The sequence below is a fragment of the Roseomonas gilardii genome, assembly GCF_001941945.1.
Lineage (GTDB): Bacteria > Pseudomonadota > Alphaproteobacteria > Acetobacterales > Acetobacteraceae > Roseomonas.
Window position 1 is genome coordinate 3818627 of the sequence record NZ_CP015583.1, and the last position, 23778, is coordinate 3842404.

19 protein-coding genes are annotated in these 23778 nt (G+C 71.1%); 16 read left to right on the forward strand and 3 right to left on the reverse strand.

Annotated elements, in window-relative coordinates; all coding sequences use genetic code 11:
• The first annotated feature begins 4 nt into the window (after positions 1-4).
• Genes phnL through phnN form a run of 3 tightly spaced genes read left to right on the forward strand, consistent with a single transcriptional unit; the run spans position 5 to position 2461 of the window.
• On the forward strand, positions 5-727 hold the full coding sequence (gene phnL / locus RGI145_RS17320) for a phosphonate C-P lyase system protein PhnL (RefSeq protein WP_208863892.1): 723 nt from the start codon (positions 5-7) through the stop codon (positions 725-727).
• Between the two features lie 11 nt (positions 728-738).
• Positions 739-1908: an alpha-D-ribose 1-methylphosphonate 5-triphosphate diphosphatase gene (locus RGI145_RS17325; protein ID WP_075799347.1), complete on the forward strand. Its 1170-nt coding sequence runs from the start codon at positions 739-741 to the stop codon at positions 1906-1908.
• Between the two features lies 1 nt (position 1909).
• Entirely contained in the window at positions 1910-2461 is a 552-nt protein-coding gene (phnN, locus tag RGI145_RS17330; protein ID WP_075799348.1) for a phosphonate metabolism protein/1,5-bisphosphokinase (PRPP-forming) PhnN, read from the forward strand.
• Between the two features lie 397 nt (positions 2462-2858).
• Here phnN and RGI145_RS17335 read toward each other — a convergent pair whose 3' ends face one another.
• A complete protein-coding gene (locus RGI145_RS17335; protein ID WP_075799349.1) occupies positions 2859-3863 on the reverse strand; it encodes an asparaginase in 1005 nt (334 codons plus the stop codon).
• 111 nt (positions 3864-3974) lie between these two features.
• Positions 3975-4427 carry an Lrp/AsnC family transcriptional regulator gene (locus RGI145_RS17340; RefSeq protein WP_075799350.1) on the reverse strand — a complete coding sequence of 151 codons (453 nt, stop codon included), beginning with the start codon at positions 4425-4427 and terminating at the stop codon, positions 3975-3977.
• 145 nt (positions 4428-4572) lie between these two features.
• On the opposite strand from RGI145_RS17340, the gene alr reads away from it, so the two are divergent.
• The 3 genes from alr to RGI145_RS17355 all read left to right on the forward strand — a co-directional run bounded on the left by alr (position 4573) and on the right by RGI145_RS17355 (position 8774).
• Positions 4573-5763 carry an alanine racemase gene (alr, locus tag RGI145_RS17345; protein ID WP_075800162.1) on the forward strand — a complete coding sequence of 397 codons (1191 nt, stop codon included), beginning with the start codon at positions 4573-4575 and terminating at the stop codon, positions 5761-5763.
• Positions 5764-5872: 109 nt separating this feature from the next.
• The gene (locus tag RGI145_RS17350) at positions 5873-7171 is read left to right on the forward strand and encodes a D-amino acid dehydrogenase (protein WP_075799351.1); all 1299 of its coding nucleotides are present in this window, start codon (positions 5873-5875) and stop codon (positions 7169-7171) included.
• Positions 7172-7340: 169 nt separating this feature from the next.
• On the forward strand, positions 7341-8774 hold the full coding sequence (locus tag RGI145_RS17355; protein WP_075799352.1) for an NAD-dependent succinate-semialdehyde dehydrogenase: 1434 nt from the start codon (positions 7341-7343) through the stop codon (positions 8772-8774).
• A gap of 164 nt (positions 8775-8938) precedes the next feature.
• Here the strand turns inward: RGI145_RS17355 and RGI145_RS17360 are convergent, their stop codons facing one another.
• Positions 8939-9571 carry a TetR/AcrR family transcriptional regulator gene (locus RGI145_RS17360; protein ID WP_075799353.1) on the reverse strand — a complete coding sequence of 211 codons (633 nt, stop codon included), beginning with the start codon at positions 9569-9571 and terminating at the stop codon, positions 8939-8941.
• Positions 9572-9765: 194 nt separating this feature from the next.
• On the opposite strand from RGI145_RS17360, the gene RGI145_RS17365 reads away from it, so the two are divergent.
• The 10 genes from RGI145_RS17365 to RGI145_RS26220 all read left to right on the forward strand — a co-directional run bounded on the left by RGI145_RS17365 (position 9766) and on the right by RGI145_RS26220 (position 23586).
• The gene (locus tag RGI145_RS17365) at positions 9766-10947 is read left to right on the forward strand and encodes an efflux RND transporter periplasmic adaptor subunit (RefSeq protein WP_075799354.1); all 1182 of its coding nucleotides are present in this window, start codon (positions 9766-9768) and stop codon (positions 10945-10947) included.
• A 27-nt stretch (positions 10948-10974) separates the two neighbouring features.
• Positions 10975-14148: an efflux RND transporter permease subunit gene (locus tag RGI145_RS17370; protein ID WP_075799355.1), complete on the forward strand. Its 3174-nt coding sequence runs from the start codon at positions 10975-10977 to the stop codon at positions 14146-14148.
• A 125-nt stretch (positions 14149-14273) separates the two neighbouring features.
• The gene (locus tag RGI145_RS17375) at positions 14274-14843 is read left to right on the forward strand and encodes a chalcone isomerase family protein (protein ID WP_167668309.1); all 570 of its coding nucleotides are present in this window, start codon (positions 14274-14276) and stop codon (positions 14841-14843) included.
• Between the two features lie 124 nt (positions 14844-14967).
• Positions 14968-16500: a phosphoric/sulfuric ester hydrolase PehA gene (gene pehA, locus RGI145_RS17380; RefSeq protein WP_075799357.1), complete on the forward strand. Its 1533-nt coding sequence runs from the start codon at positions 14968-14970 to the stop codon at positions 16498-16500.
• Complete coding sequence (locus RGI145_RS17385) at positions 16497-18143, forward strand: ABC transporter substrate-binding protein (protein WP_075799358.1); 1647 nt, start codon at positions 16497-16499, stop codon at positions 18141-18143. The genes pehA and RGI145_RS17385 overlap by 4 nt, the downstream gene beginning before the upstream one ends.
• A gap of 7 nt (positions 18144-18150) precedes the next feature.
• Complete coding sequence (locus RGI145_RS17390) at positions 18151-19719, forward strand: ABC transporter substrate-binding protein (protein WP_075799359.1); 1569 nt, start codon at positions 18151-18153, stop codon at positions 19717-19719.
• Positions 19719-20750, forward strand: a complete 1032-nt coding sequence (locus tag RGI145_RS17395) for an ABC transporter ATP-binding protein (protein ID WP_418314484.1) — start codon at positions 19719-19721, stop codon at positions 20748-20750. Before RGI145_RS17390 ends, RGI145_RS17395 begins: the two co-directional genes overlap by 1 nt.
• Positions 20747-21757, forward strand: a complete 1011-nt coding sequence (locus RGI145_RS17400; protein WP_075799360.1) for an ABC transporter ATP-binding protein — start codon at positions 20747-20749, stop codon at positions 21755-21757. The genes RGI145_RS17395 and RGI145_RS17400 overlap by 4 nt, the downstream gene beginning before the upstream one ends.
• Positions 21758-22690 carry an ABC transporter permease gene (locus RGI145_RS17405; protein ID WP_075799361.1) on the forward strand — a complete coding sequence of 311 codons (933 nt, stop codon included), beginning with the start codon at positions 21758-21760 and terminating at the stop codon, positions 22688-22690.
• 11 nt (positions 22691-22701) lie between these two features.
• Positions 22702-23586, forward strand: coding sequence for an ABC transporter permease (locus RGI145_RS26220; protein ID WP_075799362.1), 885 nt, complete (start codon positions 22702-22704; stop codon positions 23584-23586).
• Positions 23587-23778: the final 192 nt, after the last annotated feature.

Below are 23778 nucleotides of genomic sequence, written 5' to 3' on the forward strand. Positions count from 1 at the left end.
CTCCATGAACGGGCCTCTCGTCGCGCTGGACGGCGTCGGCAAGACCTTCACCCTGCATCTGCGCGGCGGCACCCGGCTCGGCGTGGTCGACGGCGTGTCCTTCTCGGTCGATCCGGGAGAATGCGTCGTGCTCGGCGGCCCTTCGGGCGCGGGCAAGTCCTCGCTGCTGCGGATGATCTACGGCAACTACCGCTGCGACACGGGCCGCATCCTGATCCGCGACGGGGAGGAGATGGTGGATGTCGCCAACGCCGGGCCACGCCGCGTGCTGGCGCTGCGGCGGACCACCATGGGCTATGTCTCGCAGTTCCTGCGCGTCATCCCCCGTGTCGGCGCGCGCGAGATCGTGGCCGCCGCCGGGCGCGAGGGCGGGCTCGACGCGGAGACCGCCAGCGCCCGCGCGGCGGAGATGCTGGCGGCGCTGAATCTGCCGGAACGGCTCTGGGACCTGCCGCCCGCCACCTTCTCCGGCGGCGAGCAGCAGCGCGTGAACATCGCGCGTGGCCTGATCGCCGAGCGGCCGGTACTGCTGCTGGACGAGCCCACCGCCTCGCTGGATGCGCGCAACCGCGCCGTGGTGGTGGAAATGATCCGCCGGAAATCCGCGGCCGGGGTGGCGATGATCGGCATCTTCCATGACGAGGACGTGCGCGACGCGGTGGCGAGCCGCGTGGTGGACGTCACGCGCTTCTCCGCCGCTCCCGAATCCCAAGCCGACGCCGCCTGACAGGAACGACGATGCTCGAACCCGTGGACCTGATCGAGAATGCCGAGATCGTGCTGCCTGACCGCGTACAGCGTGGCTGGGTGCGCCTGGAGGATGGGCGGATCGACGCCATCGGGGAAGGCGACGCGCCCCGCGCCCTGCGCCCCGCCAGCGGCGAGGGGCGGCGCGTGGACCTGCGCGGCGCGCTGCTGATCCCGGGCCTGGTGGAGCTGCACACCGACCACCTGGAGGCGCACTACATCCCGCGCCCCAAGGTGCGCTGGCATCCGCTGGGCGCCGTGCTGGCCTATGACGCGCAGATCGCGGCCTCGGGCATCACCACCGTCTTCGACAGCCTGCGCGCCGGCTCCGACATCGATGGCGGCGGGCTGGGCGGGGAGCTGTTCGATCTGGCGGAGGCGATCGACGCCGCGCGGCTGGACGACCTGCTGCGCGCCGAGCACCGCACGCATCTGCGCTGCGAGATCCCGGCGCCGGACGTGGTGGAGATGGTGGAGAGGTTCTGCGCGCGCTACCCGGTGGACCTGCTTTCGCTGATGGACCACACGCCGGGGCAGCGGCAGTTCCGCGACCTGGAAAAGTACTTCATCTATGCCCGCCGTTCCGGCAAGTCCAACGAGGAGCTGAAGGCGCTGACCGCGCTGCGCATGGAGACGGGCGCGGAGCGCGCGGCGCAGAACCGGCCGCCCCTGGTTGCGCTGGCGGAGCGCCACGGCATCGCGCTTGCCAGCCATGACGACACCACCCTGGCCGATGTGGCGCAGTCGGTGGCGGAGCATGTCGGCATCGCCGAATTCCCGACCACGCGCGAGGCGGCGGCGGAAAGCCATGCGCGTGGCATCCGCGTGATGATGGGCGCGCCGAACCTGATCCGCGGCGGCTCGCATTCCGGCAATGTCGCGGCGGAGGAGCTGGCGCGGCACGGGCTGCTGGACATCCTCTCCTCCGACTATGTGCCGGGGAGCCTGTTGCTGGCGGCCTTCGACCTGCCGGAACGCGTGCCGGGCATCACCCTGCCCCAGGCCATCGCCACGGTGACCGCCAACCCCGCCCGGGCCACCGGCCTGGACGACCGGGGCGTGATCGCGCCGGGCCAGCGCGCCGACCTGGTGCATGTCACCCTGGCGGGCGGCGTGCCGGTGGTGCGGCAGGTCTGGCGCCAAGGAAGGCGGGTCGCCTGACATGCAAGGGGGATTCGTGCTGGTCGTCGGCCCGAGCGGCGCCGGCAAGGACACGGTGATCGCGGGCGCCCGCGCGGCGCTGGAGGGAGAGCCGCGCCTGCTCTTCCCCCACCGGGTGGTGACGCGCCCCGCCTCGGAATGGGAGGCGCATGACAGCCTGGACGAAGCAGGCTTCCGCCAGGCCGAGGCGGAGGGTGCCTTCGCCCTGTCCTGGCGGGCGCACGGGCTCTGCTACGGCATCCCAGCGGAGGCAGCCGCCGCCGCGCGGGCGGGAAAGCTGGTGCTGTGCAACGTCTCCCGCGCCGTGGTGTCTCAGGCGCGGGAGCGTTTGCCCGCCGTGAGTGTGGTGGAGATCACCGCGCCGCCGGAGGTGCTGGGGCAGCGCCTCGCCCGCCGCGCCCGGGCGGAGGACGGGGATGTCGCCCTGCGCCTGCGCCGCGCCCCGGTGCTGGACGGGCCGCCGGCCGAGCTGCGCATCGTCAATGACGGCACACCGGAGGACGCGGTGGCGCAACTCCTGGCGCATCTGCGCGACAGGCTGGCGGTGGGCTGATCCGCCCCCCACTGTTGTTCCGGCGTTTCATTCTGTGGCTACCCGCCGGGGGCAAGGCTCCGCCTCGCCCCCGAGACCCCCACTCCGCCGGGGACCGAAGCCAGTCCCCGGACCCCGGGCTTGAGTTGGCACCTGTGGTAGCCGTCAGCCTGCGGAACGATCCCTGGGCACAGGTGGATCGGCGGGGCTCCCGAAGAAGAAAATCACCGTGTCCGCGTTGGTGGCACCCGCAGTCGCCGAAGAGCCATGCTTTCCGGCGCGATCCGGCGTCAGCGAGAGCCAACGAACGTGGTCCAGGGCGCGCAGCGTCCTGGCGGATAAGGGGGTCCGGGGGAAAAGGCGGAGCCTTGTCCCCCGGGGCCAGAGCGACACCGGCCAGCGGAAGCGGCCAACCGGATCAGGCCAGAGTGGCCGCCGGGCGCAGGGCGCCGACCTCGATGCCGTTCCAGTTGCGCAGGACCGGGTTGGCGAGCGGGGTAAGGGTGTTGCGGGCCGCCTCTTCGGGGTCGAGGAGGCGGAGCAGCAGCGCGGCCAGCACCACCTCCGCCGCGCGGCCGGCGCCGTCGTCGCACTTGATGGCGATGCCCAGCCCCTGTTCCGGCAGGGCGGCGCAGAAGACGCCCTCGGCCCCGACCTTGGTGAAGGCGCGCTCGCCCAGCGCCTGCATGATCACCGTGTCGGCCCGCTTGGTGCCCGCGACCAGGAAGGGGTTCGCCGCCACCGCCGCGCGCAGCCGGCGCGCCGCCGCCGCGCGGGCCGGGCCGAAGCCGTGGCCGGTGCCGATCCGGGCGAAGCCATGGGCCAGGGCGCGGAGCGGGATGGCATAGGTCGGGATGGAGCAGCCGTCGGTGCCACGCCGCGCCGCATCCAGCGCCGTGCCGGTCACATCCTCCAGCGCCGCCTTCACCTCCTGCTGCACCCGGTGGTCGGGGCGGACATAGCCCGCCACATCCACCCCCAGGGCACAGGCAGTGCAGACGAAGCCCGCATGCTTGCCGGAGCAGTTGTTGTGCAGGGCCGTCGCCTCGGCGCCCGAACGCGCCAGGTCCCGCATTGCCTGGGCGTTGCTGGGCCAGTGGGTGCCGCATTCCAGGCAGCCCGCATCCTGCCCCGCCTTGCGCAGCATCGCGGCGGCGGTTTCGGCGTGCAGCGGCTCGCCGGAATGGGAGGCGCAGGCGAGCGCCAGTTCCGCCTCGGTCAGGCCGAAGCGGTCGGCCGCGCCGCTCTCGATTAGCGGCAGGGCCTGGATCACCTTTACCGCCGAGCGCGGGAAAACGGGCCGCTCCACGTCGCCGGCAGAGAGGACGAGCCCGCCCTCCGCATCCACCACCGCGAAGGCCCCCGCATGGCGCGACTCCACCTCGGGGCCGCGCGTGACTTCCACCAGAACCGGATCTTCCATGCCTGTCTCCTCCCACGGGCGGGGCCGGGAATCCAGGGGAGGCGCCTTCTCCCGCCGGGGGTCTGTCCCGCTTTTCCCGGACCCCTCCCGTCCGGTAGGTGGGGCGCCCTTCTACATGTCGACCGGGCGGATCACGGTGCGGATGGTGAAGTTCGACTGGATGCGCGCCACGCCGGGCAGGCGGGACAGCACCTCCTTGTGCAGCCGCTCGTAATCCGCCGCATCCTCCACCACGATGCGCAGCAGGTAGTCCGAGGCGCCGGTCATCAGATAGCACTCGCGGATCTCGGCATGTTTCCGCGCCGCCTGCTCGAAGCGGCCGAGGCAGTCGTCGGTCTGCCGTTCCAGCGTGATCTGCACGATCACCACGGTGCCGCGCCCGGTGCGGCGGTCGTCGAGGATGGCGGTATAGCCCCGGATCACCCCGTTCGCCTCGAGCTGCCGCACCCGTCGCAGGCAGGCGGAAGGGGAAAGCCCGACCGCCTCCGCCAGATCGGCATTGCTGATGCGGCCCTGCGCACGCAGCAGGCGGATGATGCGCTCGTCGAGGCTGTCCAGGAGCATGGGGGCAGGAAATTTCACGGTGGTGCGGATTCTGCGGAATTCCTAGCACCGGATCGCAGGATCTTCGACTCTTCGCATGAACATGCCGGCCTCTCCTGGCCAGAATCTTGCTTTCATTCCCTCCGCTGATTCGGAGACAGGCGGCATGCACAGCCCTGCCCGGGAAAGGCTCTGGCCGGCGGCCGGCGCGATCCTGACCATCGATCTGGGAGCGATCCGTGCCAACTGGCGCTGGCTGCGCGACCGTGTGGCGCCCGCCGCCTGCGGCGCGGTGCTGAAGGCCGATGCCTATGGCCTGGGGGCGGCGCTGGTCGGTCCGGCGCTGCTGGCCGAGGGCTGCCGCGACTTCTTCGTGGCGCATCTGGAGGAGGGCATCGCCTTGCGCCAGGACCTGCGAGGGCAGCCCGGAGCGGAGGAGGCGCGCATCCATGTGATGCACGGCCTCTTCGACGGCACCGAGCGGGAGGCGCTGGCGCATGGGCTGATTCCGGTCCTGAACAGCCTGGAGCAGGTGGCGGGCTGGGCCGGCCTGTCGCGGGCGGAGGGGCGGCGCCTGCCGGCCTGGCTGCAGCTTGACACCGGCATGGCCCGCTTCGGCTTCTCCGTCGGGGAGCTGGACCGGCTGCTGGAGGATGGGCGCGACCTGGCGGCAGTGGAGCCCATCCGGGTGATGAGCCACCTCGCCTGCGCCGACGAGCCGGGGCATCCGGCCAACGCGGCGCAGCTCGGCGCCTTCAACGCGATGCGCCGGCGCCTGCCGCACCTGCCGACCAGCCTCGCCGCCTCCTCCGGCATCTTTCTCGACCGCGCCTGGCATGGCGACCTCGTGCGCCCTGGCGTGGCGCTGCACGGCGTGGCGCCGCTGCCGCGCGGGGAGAACCCGCTGCGCCCGGTGCTCCGCCTGGATGCGCGGGTGGTGCAGACCCGCAGCGTCCCGGCGGGCACGGCGGTGGGCTATGGCCACAGCTTCACCACCCGGACGCCAAGCCGCCTGGCCACGATCGCGGTCGGCTATGCGGACGGCTTCCTGCGCAGCGCCAGCAACCGTGGCCGGGCGATGTGGAAGGGCATGCCAATGCCGATCCTGGGCCGCGTCTCCATGGACAGCATCGTGCTCGATGCCAGCGCCCTGCCGGAGAATGCGCTGCGTCCCGGCGACACGGTGGAACTGATCGGGCCGGATCACGATCTGGAGGCGGTGGCCGAGGCCGCCGGCACCATCCCCTACGAGATCCTGACCAGCCTCGGCCAGCGCTACCACCGCCGCTACGAGACCGGAGCCCCGGGGAGCAGCGGGGAAGTGCTGCAGCCCACAGGGCCGGCGGTCACCGCCTGACCCTTCCCGCCTGGCCCCCCCGCGCCAGGCCTCCCGTTCCGGCCGGTTTCCAGCGGCTGTCCATCCCCCATTGCGGCGCCGCCCCGGTGCGCCGCCCCAGGAGCCCCTCATGAAGGTCCTCATCCTCGGCAGCGGCGTGGTCGGCACCGCCTCGGCCTACTACCTCGCCAGGGCGGGCCACGAAGTCACCGTCATCGACCGCCAGCCGGCGGCGGGGATGGAGACTTCCTTCGCCAATGCGGGGCAGCTTTCCTATGGCTATTCCTCGCCCTGGGCCGGGCCGGGCATCCCGATCAAGGCGCTGAAATGGCTGATGATGCGCTACCGCCCCTTCGTGATCTGGCCGCGCCCGGACGCGCGGCTCGGCTGGTGGCTGGCGCAGATGCTGGCCAACTGCAACGAGGAGGCCTACCGCCTCAACAAGAGCCGCATGGTCCGCATTGCGGAATATGCCCGCGAATCCCTGACCGCCCTGCGCGCCGAGACGGGCATCACCTATGACGACCGGCAGCGTGGCACCTTGCAGGTCTTCCGGACGCAGAAGCAGCTCGACCATGTCGGGGACGACACGGGCGTGCTCGACCAGTACGGCATTCCCTACGAGGTCCTGGACGCTGTCGGCTGCGTGGACAAGGAGCCCGCGCTCGGCCTGGTGCGCGAGAAGATGGTGGGCGGCCTCTATCTGCCGCAGGACGAGACCGGCGACGTCCACCAGTTCACCCAGCGGCTCGCGAAGATCTGCGAGGGCATGGGCGTGGCCTTCCGCTATGGCACCACGGTCCGGACGCTGGATACCGAGGGCAGCCGCGTCACCGGCGTCGTGACCGATACCGGCCGGCTGACCGCGGACCGCTATGTCGTGGCGCTCGGCAGCTACTCCGCCGCGCTGCTGCGGCCGCTGGGGATGAACCTGCCGGTCTATCCGGTGAAGGGCTATTCCATCACCGTGCCGATCACCGATCCGGACGGCGCACCGGTCTCCACCGTGATGGACGAGACCTACAAGGTCGCCATCACCCGGTTGGGCGAACGCATCCGCGTCGGCGGCACGGCGGAGCTGGCCGGGTTCAGCCTGACGCTGCGCCAGCCGCGCCGCGCCACGCTGGAGCATTCGGTGCACGACCTCTTCCCCAGAGGCGGCGACCTGAGCAAGGCCAGCTTCTGGACCGGGTTGCGGCCGATGACGCCGGACGGCACGCCGATCGTGGGTGCCACGCCCTTCGGCAACCTCTTCACCAACACCGGCCACGGCACGCTGGGCTGGACCATGGCCTGCGGCTCCGGGCGGCTGCTGGCCGATCTCGTCTCCGGCCACACGCCGGAGATCGACAGCAGCGACCTCAGCCTGGAGCGCTACCGCCACGTGCCGCCGGAGGGGAAGGCGGCGGCCCGGAAGCAGGCGGCCTGATCCGCCCCCCCCTTGCGGCGCGGCCCGGATGGTGGGAGGTCCACAGGCTCTCCCGTGCCGGGAAGGTATGACCTTTTCCCCGGGGATCGCGCCCCGCCGCCCGCGTAGGGGGGTTAATCCGGGGCGATGCGGTCCCATTTGGGCCCTGACCACTTCGACGGAGGACTACATGTATCCGGACGTCCAACTCTTCATCAACGGAACCTGGCGCGCCGCGACCGGCGGCCGCACGGAGCCGGTGATCAACCCGGCCACCGAGGAGACGATCGGCACCGTGGCCTATGCGTCCCGTGCCGACCTGGACGAGGCGCTGGAGGCCGCGGCGAAGGGCTTCCGGACCTGGCGCGCCACCTCGGCCTTCGAGCGCTACAAGCTGATCCGCAAGGCGGCGAACCTGCTGCGCGAGCGGGCCGACAAGATCGCCCGCATCATGACCCTGGAGCAGGGCAAGCCGCTGGCCGAGGCGAAGATGGAGGTGATGGGCGCCGCCGACACCGCCGACTGGCTGGCCGAGGAAGGCCGCCGCACCTATGGCCGCGTCGTCCCCGCCCGGGCGGAGGGCGTGTACCAGCTGGTGATCAAGGAGCCGGTCGGCCCCGTTGCCGCCTTCACGCCCTGGAACTTCCCGATCAACCAGATCGTGCGCAAGCTCTGCTCGGCGCTGGCCACCGGCTGCTCGATCATCGTCAAGGCGCCGGAGGAGACCCCGGCCTCCCCGGCCGAGTTGATCCGCGCCTTCGCCGATGCGGGCATTCCGGATGGCGTGGTCGGCCTCGTCTATGGCGTGCCGGCGGAGATCTCGGAATACCTCATCCCGCACCCGGTGATCCGCAAGATCACCTTCACCGGCTCCACCCCGGTGGGCAAGCAGCTCGCCGCCCTGGCCGGCCAGTACATGAAGCGCGCGACGATGGAGCTCGGTGGCCATGCCCCGGCCTTCGTCTTCGACGACGCGGATGTAAGCCTCGCGGCCAAGACGCTCGCCACCTCCAAGCTTCGCAACGCGGGCCAGGTCTGCGTCTCGCCGACGCGCTTCCTGGTGCAGGAGAAGATCTTCGACCAGTTCGTGGAGCAGTTCTCCGGCCATCTCGCCGCGGCGAAGGTGGGCAACGGGCTGGAGGAAGGCGTGACCATGGGCCCGCTGGCCAATGAGCGCCGCATCCCCTCCATCGAGGGGCTGATCAACGACGCCAAGCAGAAAGGCGCCGAGGTCCGCACCGGCGGCAACCGCATCGGCAACAAGGGCTATTTCTTCGAGCCCACGGTGCTGACCGGCGTGACGCGCGAGATGCGGGCGATGAACGAGGAGCCCTTCGGCCCGCTGGCGCTGGTGATGCCGTTCCGCGACTTCGACGAGGCGATCGAGGAAGGCAACCGCCTGCCCTTCGGCCTCGCCTCCTACGCCTTCACCCGCTCCGCCAAGACGGCGCAGGCGCTGGGCGACAAGGTCGAGTCCGGCATGATGACCATCAACCATCTGGGCCTCGCCCTGCCGGAAGTGCCCTTCGGCGGCATCAAGGACAGCGGCTACGGCTCCGAGGGCGGTACCGAGGCACTGGAATCCTACGTCAACACCAAGTTCGTTTCCCAGGCCGGACTCTGAGCCCGGACCCTCGGGAGTAGGACCCACGATCAGGGGGAAGGGCTTCGGTCCTTCCCCTTTTTCGTGGCTTTCACGCGCCGGCGAAAATGGGCCCAGGGCACACAGTGTCCTGACGGATGGGGCTTGGTGGAAGCCGGACCCTTCCCCAAAGGCCAATGCACTGCTCAACCTGGCAGGCTGGCCCCGATCAGCGCATGGGCGGAGCTTTCCAGCGAGCGGGAGGCCGCCTCGTTGCCCAGGGCGGGGGCGACGGCGAAGGCCCCCTCGATCAGCAGTTGCAGGGAATCACCCAGAGTGGCGGGGGCGCCGGCTTCGGCGCAGAGGCGGCGCAGCGTCTCGCGCATCGCCTGCTTGTGGTGGTCCGCCACCTGCCGTGCCGGATGCCCGGGATCGGGGAATTCCGCGATGGCGAGGCCCAGCGGGCAGCCCCGGAAGCCTGGCGTCAGCACCGTCGCCGCGGCCATGTTGACGAAGGCCAGGAGCCGTTCGCGCGGGGAGAGCGAGTCGTCCCCGGTGGCACAGGCCAGCTTCTCCTGCGCCTCGCAGCGTTCCTGCAGGATCGTCTCGATCAGCGCGTCCTTGGAGGGATAGGCGCGGTAGAGACCCATCTTCGTGGTGCCGGCGACCCGGCAGATCTCGTCCACGCCGGTGGCATGGATGCCCTGGCGATAGAACAGCTCGCGCGCCGCCTCGCGGACACGCTGCGCCACGGGGCGCTTGTCCGGCGGTCCCGCATTCCCGGCAGCGTCCCTCTCGGGCTCCCCTTTCGGGGTCTGGCCGGTCCTGGCTTCGCTCACGGCTTTCTCCTTGCCTCCTGCACCTCTGAAGGGGCCGCGCCTGCGAGGGAAGAGAACGACCGAGCCTCGCCGCCGGGCCCCTGGATTGCGCCTCGGGCCGGACACCTACTGGCCTAGCCCCTTGCAATGAGACTGACCGGTACGTATCAATAGGAGGACGAACCGGTCGGTATCACCCGACCAGGAGATAGGTCATGCACCCTCCCGAACGCAAGCCTCTGGTCGCCCTCCTCCTTCTCGCCCTGGCGATGGCGGCCCCTTCCCTCCCGCATGCCGCCCGGGCGCAACAGCCGGGCGCCGCGCCCCCCGCCGTCACCGTTGCCCAGCCGCTGCGCCGGCAGGTCACCGAATGGGACGAGCATCTCGCCCGGCTGGAACCCTCCGCCCGCGTGGAGCTGCGTGCCCGGGTCTCTGGGCAGGTGGCGGCGGTGCATTTCCGCGACGGACAGGTGGTGCGGCAGGGCGACCTGCTCTTCACCCTCGACCAGCGGCCCTTCGGGATCGCGGTGGACAGCGCCCGGGCCGATCTGGCCCGCACCCAGGCCCAGGCGGTGCTGGCGCAGCAGGAGGTGGACCGCACCCTGCCGCTGATCAGCAGCCGCATCGCCCCGGTGGCGCAGCTCGATGCCCGCCGTGCCGCCCTGGCCGAGGCCGTGGCGCAGCGCGACGCCGCCCAGGCCGCGCTCCGCAAGGCGCAGCTCGACCTGGAATGGAGCGAGATCCGCGCCCCGATCGGCGGCCGCATCTCCGACCGGCGGGTGGATGCGGGCAACCTGGTGCAGTCGGGCGAGACGCTGCTGACCACGATCCTGCAGATCGACCCGATCTACGCCGTCTTCGACGCGCCGGAATCCGACTATCTCCGCCTCGCCCGGCTGGCGCGCAGCGGCACGCGGCCCAGCGACCAGCCCGCCCGCGCGGGCCAGGGCAACCCGGTGGAGATCCGCCTCGCCGACGAGGAGGACTGGGGGCGCCAGGGACGCATGGACTTCACCGACGTGGCGCTGGACCCGCGCAGCGGCACGGTGCGCGCCCGGGCGGTGCTGGCGAACCCGGACCTGTTCCTGACGCCCGGCGTCTTCGCCCGGCTGCGGCTGCGGACCGGTGCCTCGGACTCCCTGCTGCTGCCCGATGCCGCGGTGGCGGCGGACCAGGCCGAGCGCATGGTGCTGACCGTGGCGCAGGACGGCACGGTGGTGCCGAAGCCGGTCTCGCTCGGGCCCCTGGTGGACGGGCTGCGCGTGATCCGCAGCGGGCTGGCGGCGGAGGACCGGGTGGTGGTGGCGGGGCTGCACCTCGCCCGCCCCGGCAGCCGCGTCACCGCCGAGGCCGGGCGCATCGGCCCCGCCAACGCACAGCTCACGCAGGCGCAATAGCGCCACCCACGCCGCAGGAACCGCGCCATGCGCTTCGCCCGCTTCTTCATCGACCGGCCGGTCTTCGCGGCGGTCATCTCCATCGCCATCACCCTGATCGGCGGCATCGCCCTGCTGCGCCTGCCGATCAGCGAGTATCCCGACATCGCGCCCCCCACCGTGACGATCACGGCGAACTATCCCGGCGCCTCCGCCGCCACGGTGGCGGAGACCGTGGCCACGCCGATCGAGCAGGAGGTGAACGGCGTAGAGGGGATGCTCTACCTGAACTCGCAATCCACGGGCGACGGCAAGCTGTCCATCAACGTGGTGTTCCGCCAGGGCACCGACGTGGATGCGGCGCAGGTGCTGGTGCAGAACCGCGTCGCCATCGCCGAGCCGCGCCTGCCGGAGGAGGTGCGGCGGCTGGGCCTCGTGGTGCGCAAGGCCTCGCCCGACCTGATGATGGTCGTGCACATGTACTCGCCGGACGGGTCGCGGGACCAGCAGTACGTCTCCAACTACGCCACGCTGAACGTGCGCGACCGGCTGGCGCGGCTGGACGGGATCGGCGACGTGCAGGTCTTCGGCGCGCGCGACTATTCCATGCGCGTCTGGCTCGATCCGGCCAAGGTGGCGGCGCGCGGGCTCACCGCCGGGGAGGTGGTGGAGGCGCTGCGCCGGGCCAACCTCCAGGTCGCGGCGGGCGGGCTGAACAAGCCGCCGACGGGCGATACCGGCACGGGCTTCGAGCTGAACATCCAGGCGCTGGGGCGCCTCGCCACGCCGGAACAGTTCGGCGAGATCGTGGTCGCCACCAATGCACGCGGCGCCCCGGTGCGGGTGCGCGACATCGCGCGGGTGGAGCTCGGCAGCCAGGACTATTCCGTTTCCGCCTATCTGGACAATGCGGTGGCGACGGCGATCCCGATCTACCAGCGGCCGGGCTCCAACGCGCTGGCCACCGCCGAGGCGGTGCGCCACACCATGGAGGAGCTGTCGCATTCCTTCCCGCCCGGCATCACCTATGGCGTGGTCTATGACACCACGCGCTTCATCGAGCAGTCGATGGAGGCGGTGGTGCATACCTTCGGCGAGGCGGTGCTGCTGGTCGTGGTCGTGGTGGTGCTGTTCCTGCAGTCCTGGCGGGCGGCACTGATCCCGCTCCTGGCCATCCCCGTCTCGATCATCGGCACCTTCGCCGCCATGGCGGCGCTGGGCCTGTCGCTGAACACGCTCTCCATGTTCGGGCTGATCCTGGCCATCGGCATCGTGGTGGATGACGCCATCGTGGTGGTGGAGAACGTGGAGCGGCATCTGGCGCAGGGCGCCACGCCGCGCGACGCCGCCCGCCGCACCATGGACGAGGTGGGCATGGCGCTGGTCGCCATCGCCCTGGTGCTCTGCGCCGTCTTCGTGCCGACCGCCTTCATCTCGGGCATCGCCGGCGCCTTCTACGGCCAGTTCGCGGTGACCATCGCGGTGGCGACGCTGCTCTCGGCGCTGGTCTCGCTGACCCTCTCCCCCGCCCTGGCGGCACTGCTGCTGCGCCCGCACACGCATGAGGCACCGCGTGGACGGTTGTCCTGGATCGGGGCACCCTTCCGCTGGTTCTTCCAGGGGTTCAACCGGGTCTTCGACGCGCTGTCGATGGGCTATGGCGGGCTGACGCGGCGGCTGGTGCGGCTGCCGGTGATCCTGCTGCTGCTCTATGCCGGGCTGCTGCTGGCGACGGGGCAGATGGTGCGGACGACGCCGACCGGGCTGATCCCGCCGCTCGACCGCGGCTACCTGATCGCCGCCTTCCAGCTTCCGCCCGGCGCGGCGCTGGCACGCACCGACGCGGTGATCCGCCGCGCCTCGGAGACGGTGCTGTCCGTGCCGGGGGTGGAGCATGCCATCGCCTTCACCGGCTTCGACGGCGCCACCTTCACCAACGCGCCGAACACGGGCGTGATCTTCGTCGGGCTGAAGTCCTTCGAGGAGCGGGCAAAGGAGGGCGTCTCCTACGGCGCCCTCATCGGCCAGATCCAGGCGAAGCTGGCGCAGGACCGGGAGGCGCTGGCGCTGGTGATCCCGCCGCCCTCGGTGCCCGGCATCGGCACCGGCGGCGGGTTCAAGCTCTATGTGCAGGACCGGGCCGGGCGCGGGCCGAGGGCGCTGGAACAGGCGACCCAGGCGGTGCTGGCGGCAGCGCGGAAGCATGGCGAGGTCGGCTTCGCCTTCTCGCTCTTCAAAACCGCCACGCCCACCCTGCGCGCCGAGGTGGACCGCACCAAGGCGGAGATGCTGGGCGTGCCGCTGGACAAGGTGTCGGAGACGCTGTCGGTCTATCTCGGCTCGGCCTTCGTGAACGACTTCAACATCCTGGGCCGCACCTACCGCGTCACCGCCCAGGCCGAGGAGGCGCAGCGCCGCACGCCGCGCGACGTGGCGCTGCTGCGCACCCGCAACGCCGACGGGCAGATGGTGCCGATCGGCGCGCTGGCGAGCTTCCGGGACGACAGCGCGGCCTATCGCGTGCCGCGCTACAACCTCTATCCGGCGGCGGAGATCCAGGGCACGCCCGCGCCCGGCGCCTCCACCGGCCAGGCCATCGCCGCGATGCAGGCGGCGCTGGAGGAAGCCCTGCCGGACGGATTCTCCTACGAATGGACGGAGCTGGCCCTGCAGGAGACGACGCAGGGCAACACCGCGCCGCTCGCCTTCGGGCTGGCCGTGGTCTTCGTCTTCCTGCTGCTGGCCGCCCTCTACGAAAGCTGGCTGCTGCCGCTGGCGGTGGTGCTGATCGCGCCGATGTCGGTGCTGGCGGCGCTGCTCGGCGTGGTCTGGCGCGGGCTGGACAACAACGTGCTGGTGCAGGTCGGGCTGGTGGTGCTGGTCGGTCTGGCGGCCAAGAACGCCATCCTGATCGTGGAATTCGCCCGGGCCGCCGAACGCGACGGCATGAGCCGCTGGCAGGCCGCGGAGGCGGCGGCGCGCACGCGGCTGCGGCCGATCCTGATGACATCGCTGGCCTTCATACTGGGCGTGCTGCCGCTGGCGGTGGCGACCGGCGCGGGTGCGGAGATCCGCCAGAGCCTGGGCACCGCGGTCTTCGCCGGCATGTTGGGGGTGACGCTGTTCGGCCTGCTCTTCACCCCGGTCTTCTATGTCGTCGCCAGCGCCATGGCGCGGCGCCAGGAGCGACGGGCGGCCGGCGCCGTGGCTCCGGCGGAATGACCCGCTTCCGGCAGGCCCCTCCCCAGGAGCCTGCCGGAAATCGTGATCGCCCTCCCCCCCGGCGACCGTCTGGCGCAACACCGCCCCGCATGGGCAATGTCACGGAACGTGGCTGGAGCGTGACGATGCTGAGACGGATTCTGGCGGTCCTCCCCGTCCTGTTCCTCTGCTCCGGCCCGATGCGGGCGGAGGCGGCGGTGCTGGACGGGGTGACCTTTCCCGACACCCAGACGGTGGCCGGGCGCAGGCTGGTGCTGAACGGCACCGCGCTCCGCACCTATTCCATCCTGCGCGTGCATATCTACGTGGCTGCCCTCTATCTGGAGCGGCCTTCCTCCAACGCCTCGCAGATCCTGGGATCGGACCAGATGAAGATGGTCCAGTTCGTCTTCTCCCGGAACATCGACGCCCCCGATGCCCGCAAATCCTGGGAGGAAGGGCTGGCCGCCAACTGCCGCGCCCCCTGCCGGTTGCAGCCGCAGGATGTGACCCGCTTCCTCGACGCTGTCCCGGCCGTGCACCAGGGGGAAAGCGGTTCCCTGCTCTTCACCCCGGACGGGCTGGACGTCTTCACGGATGGCCGCTTCATCGGCCGGATCACCGACCCGACCTTCTCGCGCGTCGTGCTGTCCACCTTCATCGGGCCGCAGAGCCTGTTGCCGGACGTCCGCAGCGGGCTGCTCGGGCAGCACTGACCTGCGCCGGTCCTGCCGGGAGGTTTCAGCCGGCCACCGGAATGTCATCCGATCGTCATCCGAGTATCACGGGCGCGTCGTGCAGGGCGATTAAGCCGCCCGCCGAACACGTTCGGATCGGCTCATGGCGTCTCAGCGTAACGTCCTTCTCATCGTGGTGGACCAGTGGCGGGCGGATTTCATGCCCGTGCTGGGCGCGGATTTCCTGCGCACGCCGAATCTCGACCGGCTGTGCCGTGAGGGTGTCACCTTCCGCAACCATGTGACCACTGCCGTGCCCTGCGGCCCGGCCCGCGCCAGCCTGCTGACCGGCCTGTACCTGATGAACCACCGGGCAGTGCAGAACACCGTGCCGCTCGACGCGCGCCACATGAACCTGGGCAAGGCGCTGCGCGGTGTGGGCTACGACCCGGCGCTGATCGGCTACACCACCACCACGCCGGACCCGCGCGGCACCAGCCGCAACGACCCGCGCTTCTCCCTGCTGGGCGACCTGATGGAAGGCTTCCGCAGCGTCGGTGCCTTCGAGCCCTCGATGGACGGGTATTTCGGCTGGCTGGCGCAGAAGGGCTATGACCTGCCGCCGAACCGCGAGGATATCTGGCTGCCGGAAGGTATGGACGACGTGCCGGGGGCCACCGACCGTCCCAGCCGCATCCCGACCGAGCTCTCCGACACCGCCTATTTCACCGAGCGCGCCCTGACCTACATCAAGGGCCGCGGCGAGAAGCCCTGGTTCCTGCATCTCGGCTACTGGCGTCCGCACCCACCCTTCATCGCGCCGGAACCCTACAACCGCATGTACACGGCCGCGCAGATGCCGGCCCCGGTGCGCATGCCGCACTGGCGGGAGGAAGCGGCGCAGCACCCGCTGCTCGACTTCTATCTGCGCGGCGTGCAGCGGGGGTCCTTCTTCCACGGCGCCGGCGGCGCGGCGAACGAGATGGCCGAGGCGGAGATCCGCCAGATGCGCGCCACCTATGCCGGGCTGATCTCCGAGGTCGATGCCGCGCTGGGCGAGGTCTTCGCCCATCTCGACGCCACGGACCAGTGGAAGGACACGCTGATCATCTTCACCTCCGACCATGGCGAGCAGCTCGGCGACCACTACCTGCTCGGCAAGATCGGCTTCCATGACGAGAGCTTCCGCATTCCCCTGGTGGTGGTAGACCCGGATGCGCCGGAACAGGCCGGCCGGATCGAGAGCGCCTTCACCGAAAGCGTGGACGTGCTGCCCAGCATCATCGACTGGCTGGGCGGCGAGGTGCCGCGCGCCTGCGACGGGCGCTCGCTCCTGCCTCTGCTGCGCGGCCGCCGGCCGGCCGACTGGCGCGAGCACCTCTTCTACGAATACGACTTCCGCGACGTGTACTACTCGCACCCCGAGGCGCCGCTGGGCCTCGGCATGGACGACTGCTCGCTCTGCGTCGTCCAGGACGAGCAGTGGAAATACGTGCATTTCGCGGCGCTCCCGCCCCTCCTCTTCAACCTGGAGGAGGATCCGAACCAGTTCGTGAACCTGGCCGACGACCCGGCCCATGCCGGCATCGTGGCGGACTACGCGCAGCGCGCCCTGTCGCACCGCATGCGCCATGCCGAGCGCACCCTGACGCATTACCGATCCACGCCCCAGGGCCTGGAGGAGAGAAGCCGATGATCCTGTCCCGCCGTTCCACGCTCCTCGGCGCCGCCGGCTTTGGCGCGGCCAGCCTGCCGCGCTTCGCGATCGCCCAATCCACCAGCACGGGCGACACGCGGCGCAGCATCGACATCGCCGTGCAGAAGATCAGCAACTCCAACACGCTGGAGGTGCTGCGCGAGCAGTCCAATGTCGGCGAGCGGATCTTCTTCTCCTCGATCTGGGAAGGGCTGATCGGCCGCGACTGGCTGGGCGAGCTGCGCGCCGTGCCGTTGCTGGCCACCGAATGGAAGCGGCTGAGTGACAGCGCGGTGGAGCTGAAGCTGCGCCCCGGCGTGCGCTTCCACAACGGCGACGAGATGACGGCCGAGGACGTCGCCTTCTCCTTCGGTCCCGAGCGCATGTTCGGCGACACGCCGGCCACGGCGCAGGGCCGCACCATCGCGGTGAAGGGCGAGGGCATCCCGACCCGCGCCGGCCGCGAGCTGCCGCCCGAGGTGCCCGCCGTCGCGCGCCGCGCCTGGCCGGCGCTGGAGCGTGTCGAGGTGGTGGACCGGTACACGGTCCGCTTCCACAACGCCTCGCCGGACGTGACGCTGGAGGGCCGCCTCGCCCGCTACGGCAGCGAGATCATCTCCCGCCGCGCCTATGTCGAGGCGCCGAGCTGGTTCGACTGGGCGCGCAAGCCCGTCACCACCGGCCCCTACATGGTGGCCGACTTCAAGCCGGACCAGTCGCTGACGCTGGTGGCGCATGACGCCTACTGGGGCGGCCGCCCGCCGCTGAAGCAGATCCGCTTCCTGGAGGTGCCGGAAGTCTCCGCCCGCATCAACGCGCTGCGCTCCGGCGAGGTGCAGTTCGCCTGCGACATCCCGCCCGACCAGATCCCGGGCATCGAGAGCAACGCGGCCTATGAGGTGCAGGGCGGCACCATCCTGAACCACCGCCTGACCGTCTTCGACAAGAACTTCCCGGCGCTCCAGGATGCCCGCGTCCGCCGCGCCTTCACCCATGCGATCGACCGTCAGGCGATCGTGGACAGCCTCTGGAGCGGCCGCACCGTGGTGCCGCGCGGGCTGCAGTGGGACTATTACGGCGACATGTTCATCGCCGACTGGTCGGTGCCGAAATACGACCCGGCCGAGGCGAAGCGCCTGCTGAAGGAGGCGGGCTACAAGGGCGAGCCGATCCCCTACCGCCTGCTGAACAACTACTACACCAACCAGACCCCGACGGCGCAGGTGCTGGTGGAGATGTGGAACCAGGTCGGCCTGAACGTCCAGATCGAGATGAAGGAGAACTGGACCCAGATCTTGGAGCGCAGCCCGTCCCGCGCCGTGCGCGACTGGTCCAATTCCGCGCCCTTCAACGACCCGGTCTCCTCGCTGGTCGCGCAGCATGGGCCGAACGGGCAGCAGCAGCAGGTGGGCGAGTACAGCAACGAGGAGCTGAACCGGCTCTGCGTGGAGCTGGAGACCAGCACCGACCGTCCCCGCCGCAAGCAGGTCTTCCGCCGCCTGCTGGAGATCGCCGAGCGCGAGGACCCGGCCTATACGGTGCTGCACCAGAACGCGACCTTCACCGCCAAGCGGAAGGACATCCGGTGGAAGGCCGCGCCGGCCTTCGCCATGGAGTTCCGCGCCAACAACTGGTCGGCCTGAGGGAACCATGTCCGGCCTGACCCGTCGCGCTGCGCTGGCCTCGGCCGGCGCGGCGCTCTGCTTGCCGCGCCTCGCCATCGCCCAGGGCGCGCGCCCCGCCATCACCGTGGCGGTGCAGAAGATCAGCAACAGCAACTCGCTGGAGATGCTGCGCGAGCAGTCGAATGTGGGCGGCCGGATCTTCTACTCCTATGCCGAGCCGCTGATCGACACGGACTGGACCGGCGACCTGTCGCTGCGCCCGGGGCTCGCCACCTCCTGGCGCCGCCTGGACGCGCAGCGGCTGGAGCTCACGCTGCGCGAGGGCGTGCGCTTCCACGACGGGCGCCCGATGACGGCGGAGGATGTCGTCCATTCCTTGGGCCCGCGCATGTGGGGCGCCGAGGGCAGCCCGCGCAACCCGCCGCCCGAGGCGGTGGCCGTGGCACGTCGCTCCTTTCCCGGCTTCGAGCGGGTGGAGATCGTCGATGCCCGCACGGTGCGCTTCGTCAACCGCACCCCCGACGTGACGCTGGAGGGCAAGCTCAGCCGCTCACTGGCCACCATCCATTCCGCCGCCGCCTATGAGGCGGTCGCGGACTGGCCGCAATGGTCGCGCCGGCCCGTGGGCACCGGTCCCTACCGCGTCGTGGAGTTCCGCCCGGACCACCATCTGATTCTGGAAGCCTTCGACGACTACTGGGGCGGCCGCCCGCCGCTTTCGCGCATCCGCTTCCTGGAGGTTCCGGAGGTCGCCGCCCGCATCGCCATGCTGCAATCCGGCGAGGCGGATTTCGCCTGCGACATCCCGCCCGACCAGATCGCCGAGGTCGAGCGCAGCCCGCGCCACGAGGTGGTGGGTGGGTTGATCGGCAACCACCGCATGCTGGTCTTCGACAAGCACCATGCCGCGCTCGCCGATCCGCTGGTCCGGCGCGCCCTGACGCATGCGATCGACCGCGAGGCCATCGTGCAGGCGCTGTGGTCCGGCCGCACCCGCGTGCCGCCCGGCCTGCAGTTCGAGTTCTTCGGCGACATGCTGGTGCGCGACTGGACCGTGCCGAAATACGATCTGGCCGAGGCCCGGCGCCTGCTGAAGCAGTCCGGCTATCGGGGCGAGCCGATCCCCTATCGCGTGCTGAACAACTACTACACCGCGCAGACCTCGACGGCACAGATCCTGGTCGAGGGCTGGCGCGAGGCCGGGGTGAACGTGCGCATCGAGATGCGGGAGAACTGGTCCCAGATCACCGAGCCAGGGCCGGACCGCGCCATTCGCGACTGGTCCAACGGCGCCTCCTTCGGCGATCCGGTGTCGCAGACCCCGCCGAATTTCGGCCGGCAGGGTTCGGCCTGGGTCGGCGGCGAATGGCGCAACGAGGAGTTCGGCGATCTCGCCGCAGTGCTGGAGAACGCCACCGACGCAGCGCAGCGCCGGCGCGCCTGGGCCCGCATGCTGGAGATCGCCGAGCGTGAGGATCCGGCCTGGACGGTGCTGCACCAGACCGCGAACTTCACCGGCAAGCGCCGCGACATCCGCTGGAAGCCGGCCCAGGCCTTCGTGATGGATTTCCGCGCGGGGAACTGGGGCGCCTGATGCAGATGACCGAAGCACCATCCCATCGCACGCCGCTCGTCGAGATCCGCAACCTCGCCGTCAGCTTCGACGGCACGCCTGCCCTGCGCGGCGTGGACCTCACCATCGGACGTGGCGAATCCCTGGCCCTGGTGGGCGAATCCGGCTGCGGCAAGTCCGTCACCTGGCTGGCCGCCCTGGGCCTGCTGCCGCCCAAGGCGCGCGTCACCGGCAGCGTGCGTCTCGATGGCCAGGAGCTCCTGGGCGCCGCGCCAGAGGTGCTGGACCGCGTGCGCGGCGGCCGCGTCGCCATGATCTTCCAGGACCCGGCGAGCAGCCTGAACCCGGTCCACCGGATCGGCCGGCAGATCACCGAGGCTCTGTCGCTGCATCGTGGCATGACGGGCGCGGCGGCGCGGGCCGAGGCGAAGCGGCTGCTCGACCAGGTCGGCATGCCCGATGCGCGGCGGCGCCTGGATGCCTATCCGCACGAACTGTCGGGCGGGCAGAACCAGCGCGTGATGATCGCCATGGCGCTCGCCGGCCAGCCGGAGCTGCTGGTGGCGGACGAGCCGACCACGGCACTCGACGTCACCATCCAGGCGCAGATCCTGGAGCTTCTCACCGAGATCCGCCGCGACACCGGCATGGCGCTGGTGCTGATCAGCCACGACCTCGGCGTGGTGGGGGAGACCTGCGAGCGGGTTTGCGTCCTCTATGCGGGGCGGGTGATCGAGGAGGCCGCCACGGAGCGCCTGCTCAAGGCCCCGCTGCATCCCTATGCGGACGGGCTGCTCGCCGCCCTGCCGCCGATCAGCGGGCCGCGCCGCCCGCTCGCCGCCATTCCCGGCGCCGTGCCGGAGCCCTGGGCCATGCCCCCCGGCTGTCCCTTCGGGCCGCGCTGCCCCCGCCATGTGGCCGCCTGCGACGCTGCCCTGCCGCGCCTGACCACCGTGGAGCCCGGCCATCGCGCCGCCTGCTTCCGCCCGGTGCCGCCGCGCGGCATCCCGCCGCTGCCCATCCCCCGGCAGCAGGAGATGCACTCGGCATGAGCCTACTCCTGCAGGCGCAGGGCCTCGTGCGCCGCTACGCCATGCGACGCGGCCTGCTGGGCCGGGTCACCGAGGTCCGTGCCGTGGACGGCGTGTCGCTGGAGCTGCGGCCGGGCGAGACGCTCGGGCTGGTGGGCGAATCCGGCTGCGGCAAGTCCACCACCGGCCGCCTCGTGCTGGGGCTGGAAAGCCCGGACGAGGGCGTGGTCCGCTTTGAGGGCGCGCCGATGCCGGTGCCGGGCAGCCCGGCCTGGCGCCGCCAGCGGGCCCGGATGCAGATGGTGTTCCAGGACCCGCTGGGCGCGCTCGACCGCCGGCTGACGGTCGCCGCGCAGATCGCCGAGCCGCTGGAGATCCACGGCCTCGGCGGCGCCTCCGAGCGGGCGGCGAAGGCCGAGGCGCTGCTGCGCGCCGTGGGGCTGCGCCCCGACCAGGGCGCGCGCTATCCGCACGAGCTCTCCGGCGGGCAGCGGCAGCGCGCCGTGCTGGCCCGCGCCCTGGCCACTGACCCCGCCCTGCTGGTCTGCGACGAGCCGATCAGCGCGCTGGACGTCTCGATCCAGGCGCAGGTGATGAACCTGCTCTGCGAGGTGCAGGAGCGCACCGGGATCGCCATGCTCTTCGTCAGCCACGACCTGCGGGCGGTGCGCCAGGTCAGCCGCCGGGTGGCGGTGATGTATCTCGGCCGCATCGTGGAGGAAGGCGATCCCGACGCGGTGCTGCACGACCCCGTCCATCCCTATGCGCGCGCCCTGGTTTCCGCCATCCCGCAACCCGGGCGGCGCGGTGACCGCATCGTGCTGCGCGGCGATCCGCCCAATCCCGCGGCGCGGCCCACCGGCTGCGCCTTCCACCCCCGCTGCCCCGTGGCGGGCCCGCTCTGCCGGCGGGAGGCGCCGGCGCTGAAGCTGCGTGGCGACGGCCGCCTCGTCGCCTGCCACGTGGCACAGGGCGACATGCCCGCCGGCACCGGCCTGTCGGACACACCCGTGCTGGAAGCCGCCTGAATGCTCCGTTTCCTCGGCATCCGCCTGTTCCGCGCGCTGCTGACCCTGCTGCTCGTGGTCAGCTTCGCCTTCATCGTGCTGCGCCTGTCCGGCGACCCGGCGCTGCTGATCATGAGCGCCGATGCGCCGCCCGAGGCCATCGCCGCCTTCCGCCGCGCCTGGGGCCTCGATGACCCGCTCTGGGTGCAGTACCTGCGCTATTTCGGCGCCATCCTGCACGGCGATCTCGGCCAGTCGATGCGCGACGGCCGTTCCGCCATCGAGCTGGTGGCGGAACGTGTGCCGGCCACGCTGGCCCTCACCATTCCCGCGCTGCTGATCAAGCTCTGCCTCGGCATTCCGGCCGGCGTCTATGCCGCCCTGCACCGCAACTCCTGGATCGATCGCGGCGTGATGTTCCTGGCTGTCGCCGGCTTCACCGTACCCTCCTTCGTGCTGGGCCTGGTGCTGGTGCTGGTCTTCGCGGTGCAACTCGGCTGGCTGCCCTCCGGCGGGCAGGATAGCTGGCGCCATGCCGTCCTGCCGGTGATCACCCTGGGCCTGGGCGGGGCCGCCGTGCTGGCGCGCTTCACCCGCTCCGCCATGCTGGAGGTGCTGGGCCAGCCCTATATGCGCACCGCCCTCGCCAAGGGGGTACCCTGGCATGTCGCCGTGCGCCGCCATGCGTTGCCCAACGCCGCCATCCCCACCGTGACCATCGTGGGCTTCATGGTGGGCAGCCTGCTGGCAGGCGCGGTGGTGGTGGAAAGCGTCTTCTCCTGGCCCGGCGTCGGCCGCCTGCTGGTGGTGGCGGTGGCGAACCGGGATCTCGCGGTGGTGCAGTGCATCCTGCTGCTGGTGGCCGCCACCATGGTGGCCGCGAACCTCGCCGTGGACCTGCTCTACGGCACGCTCGACCCGCGTCTGCGGGCCGGCACCGCCAGCGCGCATTGAGGCCCCGCCGCATGTCCGACCTCGCCCTCCCCGCCGCCACCCCTGCCACCCCAGCCCCGCCCGCACCCAGGCGTGTCCCCGTCCCGCTGCCCGTGCTGCTCGGCCTGGGCTGGGTGGCGCTGATGCTGGCGGTGGCCCTCGCGGCGGACTGGATCAGCCCCTTCCCCATCACCGCGCTCGACCTGCGCGCCCGTCTTGCCCCGCCGGTCGGGCTGGGCGGCACCTGGCTGCACCCACTGGGCACGGACGAGCTGGGCCGTGACGTGCTGAGCCGGCTCATCGCCTCGATCCGCATGAGCCTGCTGATCGCCTTCGGCGCCACCGCCATCTCGGCGGTGCTGGGCACGCTGCTGGGCTTCCTGGCGGCGCATTTCCGCGGGCTGGTGGAACAGGCGGTGATGGCGCTGGTGGATTTCCAGGCGGCCATGCCCTTCCTGATCCTGGCCCTCGCGGTGCTGGCCTTTTTCGGCAACAGCCTGCCGCTCTTCATCTGCCTGCTCGGCCTCAACGGCTGGGAACGCTATGCCCGCATCGCCCGCGGCCTCGCCATCAGCGCTGGCTCACAGGGCTATGCGGCGGCGGTGCGGCAGCTCGGCGCCTCGCCCTGGCGCATCTATGGCCGGCACGTGCTGCCCAACATCGCCTCCACCCTGATCGTGTCGATGACGCTGGCCTTCCCGGAGATCATCCTGCTGGAAAGCGGGCTCTCCTTCCTTGGCCTGGGCGTGCAGCCGCCGATGACCTCGCTCGGCAACATGGTGGGCTATGGGCGCGAGTACCTGACCCGCGCGCCGTGGATCCTGCTCGCCCCCTCCGCCGTGATCGTGCTGACCACCCTCTCGGTCAGCCTGGCGGGCGACTGGCTGCGCGACCGGCTGGACCCGACGCTGCGGTAGCCATCGGGCATCCCAAGGAGACATCCCAGGGGGCTGACCGGGGCACCGTCCCTGGGTCTCTCCCTGGGTCTCCCCCTGGGATGACCTCGCTTGCCCCGCCTCGAACGGCGGCAGATCCGCCCGGCCCACTCCAATTTTCGCTTGCGAACATTTTTTCTTCGCTTATCTTCCTTTTGCGGGTGTTAAGCCCCG

Coding starts and splice junctions, on each gene's coding strand:
- phnL (WP_208863892.1), top strand. CDS start 5: ATGAACGGGCCTCTCGTCGCGCTGGACGGCGTCGGCAAGACCTTCACC.
- RGI145_RS17325 (WP_075799347.1), top strand. CDS start 739: ATGCTCGAACCCGTGGACCTGATCGAGAATGCCGAGATCGTGCTGCCT.
- phnN (WP_075799348.1), top strand. CDS start 1,910: ATGCAAGGGGGATTCGTGCTGGTCGTCGGCCCGAGCGGCGCCGGCAAG.
- RGI145_RS17335 (WP_075799349.1), bottom strand. CDS start 3,863: ATGGAAGATCCGGTTCTGGTGGAAGTCACGCGCGGCCCCGAGGTGGAG.
- RGI145_RS17340 (WP_075799350.1), bottom strand. CDS start 4,427: ATGCTCCTGGACAGCCTCGACGAGCGCATCATCCGCCTGCTGCGTGCG.
- alr (WP_075800162.1), top strand. CDS start 4,573: ATGCACAGCCCTGCCCGGGAAAGGCTCTGGCCGGCGGCCGGCGCGATC.
- RGI145_RS17350 (WP_075799351.1), top strand. CDS start 5,873: ATGAAGGTCCTCATCCTCGGCAGCGGCGTGGTCGGCACCGCCTCGGCC.
- RGI145_RS17355 (WP_075799352.1), top strand. CDS start 7,341: ATGTATCCGGACGTCCAACTCTTCATCAACGGAACCTGGCGCGCCGCG.
- RGI145_RS17365 (WP_075799354.1), top strand. CDS start 9,766: ATGCACCCTCCCGAACGCAAGCCTCTGGTCGCCCTCCTCCTTCTCGCC.
- RGI145_RS17370 (WP_075799355.1), top strand. CDS start 10,975: ATGCGCTTCGCCCGCTTCTTCATCGACCGGCCGGTCTTCGCGGCGGTC.
- RGI145_RS17375 (WP_167668309.1), top strand. CDS start 14,274: ATGCTGAGACGGATTCTGGCGGTCCTCCCCGTCCTGTTCCTCTGCTCC.
- pehA (WP_075799357.1), top strand. CDS start 14,968: ATGGCGTCTCAGCGTAACGTCCTTCTCATCGTGGTGGACCAGTGGCGG.
- RGI145_RS17385 (WP_075799358.1), top strand. CDS start 16,497: ATGATCCTGTCCCGCCGTTCCACGCTCCTCGGCGCCGCCGGCTTTGGC.
- RGI145_RS17390 (WP_075799359.1), top strand. CDS start 18,151: ATGTCCGGCCTGACCCGTCGCGCTGCGCTGGCCTCGGCCGGCGCGGCG.
- RGI145_RS17395 (WP_418314484.1), top strand. CDS start 19,719: ATGCAGATGACCGAAGCACCATCCCATCGCACGCCGCTCGTCGAGATC.
- RGI145_RS17400 (WP_075799360.1), top strand. CDS start 20,747: ATGAGCCTACTCCTGCAGGCGCAGGGCCTCGTGCGCCGCTACGCCATG.
- RGI145_RS17405 (WP_075799361.1), top strand. CDS start 21,758: ATGCTCCGTTTCCTCGGCATCCGCCTGTTCCGCGCGCTGCTGACCCTG.
- RGI145_RS26220 (WP_075799362.1), top strand. CDS start 22,702: ATGTCCGACCTCGCCCTCCCCGCCGCCACCCCTGCCACCCCAGCCCCG.